We start from the raw sequence: 4,218 nt of genomic DNA on the forward strand, positions 1-4,218 counted from the left end.
GGACAAGGACACCGTTGCTTTCCAGGTTCTGCGGGACGGGGTCAACATCACTCCTGAACCCCTCCGCAACGCCACCATGCTGGTGGACCCGGACGGCACGGCGGAGTCGAGCTACGTCATCAAGACTGTAGGCAATGGCCAAGGCCAGGACAAGCTGACCGAAGCCGTGAAGCCGCTGGCGCAGAACTATCTGGCCATCAAGCTGGACAAGCCGGCAGATGGTGTCACGCCCGACGGTAAGCCCTATACCTACTCGGCCAACGATGCCACCGTGGCGGACCTTGACGGCGACGGCAAATACGAGGTCATCCAGACGTGGTCGCCGTCCAATGCCAAGGACAACTCCCAGTCCGGCTACACAGGCAACGTCTACGTGGACGCCTATAAGTTGGATGGCACCAAGTTGTGGCGCATCGATTTGGGCCGCAACATCCGTGCCGGTGCGCACTACACGCAGGTCCTGGCCTACGACTTCGACGGCGACGGCAAGGCCGAGGTTTCCCTCAAGACCGCAGATGGCACACGGGACGCGGCAGGTACGGTGATCGGAAACGCCGACGCCGACTTCCGCAACGCGGCGGGCTACGTTTTGTCCGGTCCCGAGTTCCTCACAGTTTTCAAGGGTGAAACCGGCACCATCATGGACACCGTGGCTTATGAGCCCGAGCGCGGCGCCGTCACAGGTTGGGGCGACAACTACGGCAACCGGGTGGACCGCTTCCTGGCAGGCGTGGCCTACCTCGACGGCGAACGGCCGTCCATGATGTTCAGCCGCGGCTACTACACGCGAACTGTCCTGGTCACTTACGACCTCGTCAACGGGAAACTGGTGAAGCGCTGGGCTTTCGATTCGAACCTGACCGGCGACGAATACAAGGGGCAGGGAAACCACAACCTCTCCGTGGCCGATGTTGACCAGGACGGCAAGGACGAGTTCGTCTTCGGCTCAATGACCATTGATGACGACGGCAAGCCGCTGTACAACACCAAGCTCGGCCACGGCGACGCCATCCACACCAGTGACCTGGACCCGTCGCGGCCCGGACTGGAAACCTTCGCTGTGCACGAGAGCATGAGCCAGAGTGGCAACCGCGGTGCAACGTTCCGGGACGCCGCCACCGGCGAGGTGCTCTGGAGCATTCCGGCCATCAAGGACACCGGCCGCGGGGCCGCGGGAGATATCGATCCGCGCTACGCAGGGGCTGAAGGATGGGCGATCGGCGGGTCCGCGGCCTGGGATTCGCCGGTCGGACAGCTGATGTCTTCCCAGGGTGAATTGATCGCTGAGAAGATCCCGGCCGCCAACTTCCTGGCTTGGTGGGACGGCGACCTGCTCCGGGAAATCGTGGACCATGACTACGATGCCACGGTTTCCCGCGGCGTCCCCAGCATTTCCAAGTGGAACTGGGAGACCGAGACCAGTGATCGGCTCCTGACCGCCGACGGCGCCCGCAGCATCAACACCACCAAGGGCAACCCGTCCATCCAGGCCGACATCCTGGGAGACTGGCGTGAAGAAATTGCCTGGCCGTCCACGGATAGTTCTGAACTGCGGATCTACACCACCACCGCGCCCACCGAGGTTCGGCTGAGGACGCTGATGCACGACACCGTGTACCGGACAGCTGTTGCCCGCGAGAACGTTGCGTACAACCAGCCGCCGCATCCGGGCTTCTTCATCGGCGAGGGTATGGAGGCTCCGGGGATTCCCGCCGTCGTTTATACCGGCACCGCCAAGTAAACCCTTAAAGGAGCAACGCGGGGTCAGAAGCGACCCCGCGTTGTTCTTTGCCGTCAGCGCTGGCCCGGCAGGCCACCACTTTGGGGCGGAATGAAACCCAGCCCGGGGCCTTCGTTGTCCTTCCGCTCAGCCGCACTGCGGGTATCGCTGTCCGCGGTTTCGTCTGAGTCGCCGCCCAGATCCACCAGTCCATTGGTCTGGTCGAACGGGTGGGTGACGGGATCAACGATCGGCGTGGTGGTGGCTGCTCCCGCCGAGGTGGGAGCGTCCCCAGCGGCGCGCGTTCCCGTCTCCGGTGCCTGCTTCTCGATGTACTCTTTGAACTTTTTCAAATCAGACTCAGCCTGCCTTTCGACAACATGCAGTTTGTCCCCCAGGAATTCCAGGGCGCCGTGGGGTTCGTACTCCAGCGACAGGTGCAGGGATGTCTGGCTGGGGCCGGCTTCCTTGAATTCGACCCAGCCGGCATTCTTGGCCCCTTCCACTGCAGCCCAAGCCACGGCCCTGTCCAGATCCTGTTGAACGATCTTGGCTTCCCACCGGCGATGGACACCCGCGATTTCGGCCACCCATTCCAGGCGGTCATCGCCGAGGCGTGTCACGCGTTCCACCCCACCCATGAAGCGGGGAAATTCTTCGAACTGTGTCCACTGCCGGTAGGCCGTACTGATCGGAACGTTGACCATGATTGTCTTGTTTACTTTCGTGGTCATGCTGCCCTCCTTGGCTCTATATTGATCAGCATACTTACATTATTGAGCTCTTTGGAGGGTTAATACAGGCCTGGAGGGGCAGGAATCAGTCGATGACCCGACCATCCTGGACAAGGAACTCAAGGTGCTCGGAGATATCGGCGAGCACGGAGATGTCCGCTACGGGGTCTGCGTCCAGGACCAGCATGTCGGCATCGGCTCCCGGTGCAATCACACCGATTTCCCCTACCCGCTCCAGCAGCTCTGCCGCCGTCGTGGTTGCCGAACGGATGGCGTCGATCGCCGGCTGCACCTTGCCCAGCAGCCTGAATTGCTCGTTCTGGTGGCGGTGCATCCCGCCCAGGAGGTCTGAGCCGAAGGCCATTTTGACGCCGGCCTCATGGGCGCGTTCGATCGCTTCAAGGCCGCTGGTGAGCACGGAATCAACCTTGGCCCACATCTCCTCGGTGAGCCCGAATTCCTTGCCCTCTTCCTTCAGGGCCCAATACGTGACCAGGGTGGGGACCAGGAAGGCGTCCATTTCCAGGAACAGGTTGAGGCTTTGGTCATCCAGGAGGTTGCCGTGTTCGATCGAGCGGACACCGGCTTCCAGGGCACGGTTGATGGCCTTGGCCGTGTAGGCATGCGCTGCGACGTAGCGGTTGGCGGCCTGCGCTTCTTCCACCGCGGCCCGCATCTCTTCCATGGAGTATTGGGTGGAATCGATACGGTCGGTGGGGGAGGAGACGCCGCCGGACGCCATGATCTTGATGTGGTGGGCACCCTTGCGGATCTCGTCCCGGGCAGCGGCGCGGACAGCATCCACACCATCTGCAACCCTGCCAATGCCGCAGCATCCGCGGCCGTTGGGATCGTGGTCTTCGCCGGGCAGCCGCATGTCTCCGTGGCCGCCGGTCTGGCTCAGGGCGTGGCCGCAGAAGTGGATTTTGGGCCCCTCCAGCAGCCCTTCCTCCTGGGCCATGGCCAGTCCGAAGTCCGCGCCGGACAGGTCCCGGACCGTGGTGAAGCCGCGGCGCAGCATCGCACCCATAATCTTGGCGGTCTGGGCGTAGACATAGGACGGCGGTGTGTAGGTCAGTGATCTGAAGTCGGCACTGGAAGCCACCACATGGACGTGGGCATCGATCAGGCCGGGGATCACGAACTTGCCGGCGCCATCGATGACCCGGGCACCGGAGGGTGCCTCGGCATGGGATTCGACGCTGCTGATCTTTCCGTCAACGCTCACGACGTCGGCAGTTGAGTAGGTGCCGGCTGCAACGTCCAGGACGCTGGCGTTGCGGATGATCAGGGCAGTGCTTTCTGGGGCGGTGCTCATTTAGACGGTGTCCTTCGCGGGGGCTTCGGGGACTTGTGGGATTTCTGTGGGATGGGCTTCAAAGGCTTGGACAAGATGGGCAAGGTTGGAGTTAACCACGTCGACGGCGGTTTCCACACTGCGGGGGGTGTACTTGCCTTCGGCGTCGAGGAGCGCGAGGACGCCCACGACGTTCTCCTGCTGGTCGAGGACCGGCACGTTGATGACGGCGCCGCAGCCGAGTTGCTGGATGAGCCCGGAGTCGGAGAAGACGTTGCGGAGCGCTTCCAGGTCCGGTGCCAGGAAAGGCTTCTTGTCCTCAATGACCGTGCCCAGCCAGCCGGGGGAGATCTCCACTGTCTTCTCGCCGCCCACTGGATACTCTGCCGGGTGGCTGGTGTAGAGCCGCTTGAGGCTGGATCGTTGCGGAATCCACTGCAGGACGGTGAAGAGGACAACTCCTGGAT

The 4,218-nt window shown here is 62.8% G+C and carries 4 protein-coding genes; 1 reads left to right on the top strand and 3 read right to left on the bottom strand.

Features of this window, described 5'->3' with window-relative positions; genetic code table 11:
* A partial coding sequence (locus HP499_RS21405; RefSeq protein ID WP_172326127.1) for a rhamnogalacturonan lyase occupies nucleotides 1-1,741 on the top strand: 1,741 nt, incomplete at its 5' end.
* A 53-nt stretch (nucleotides 1,742-1,794) separates the two neighbouring features.
* On the opposite strand, the gene HP499_RS21410 is transcribed toward HP499_RS21405, so the two are convergent.
* The 3 genes from HP499_RS21410 to HP499_RS21420 all read right to left on the bottom strand — a co-directional run.
* Nucleotides 1,795-2,454: an SRPBCC family protein gene (locus tag HP499_RS21410; protein WP_172326128.1), complete on the bottom strand. Its 660-nt coding sequence runs from the start codon at nucleotides 2,452-2,454 to the stop codon at nucleotides 1,795-1,797.
* Between the two features lie 85 nt (nucleotides 2,455-2,539).
* Nucleotides 2,540-3,772, bottom strand: a complete 1,233-nt coding sequence (locus HP499_RS21415) for an amidohydrolase family protein (protein WP_172326129.1) — start codon at nucleotides 3,770-3,772, stop codon at nucleotides 2,540-2,542.
* A partial coding sequence (locus tag HP499_RS21420) for a GAF domain-containing protein (RefSeq protein ID WP_172326130.1) occupies nucleotides 3,773-4,218 on the bottom strand: 446 nt, incomplete at its 5' end.

It is taken from the genome of Paenarthrobacter sp. CM16, assembly GCF_013179505.1.
Lineage (GTDB): Bacteria > Actinomycetota > Actinomycetes > Actinomycetales > Micrococcaceae > Arthrobacter.

Bases quoted from the DNA above. Each gene is read 5' to 3' on its own strand.
- HP499_RS21410 (WP_172326128.1), bottom strand. From the start codon at position 2,454: ATGACCACGAAAGTAAACAAGACAATCATGGTCAACGTTCCGATCAGT.
- HP499_RS21415 (WP_172326129.1), bottom strand. From the start codon at position 3,772: ATGAGCACCGCCCCAGAAAGCACTGCCCTGATCATCCGCAACGCCAGC.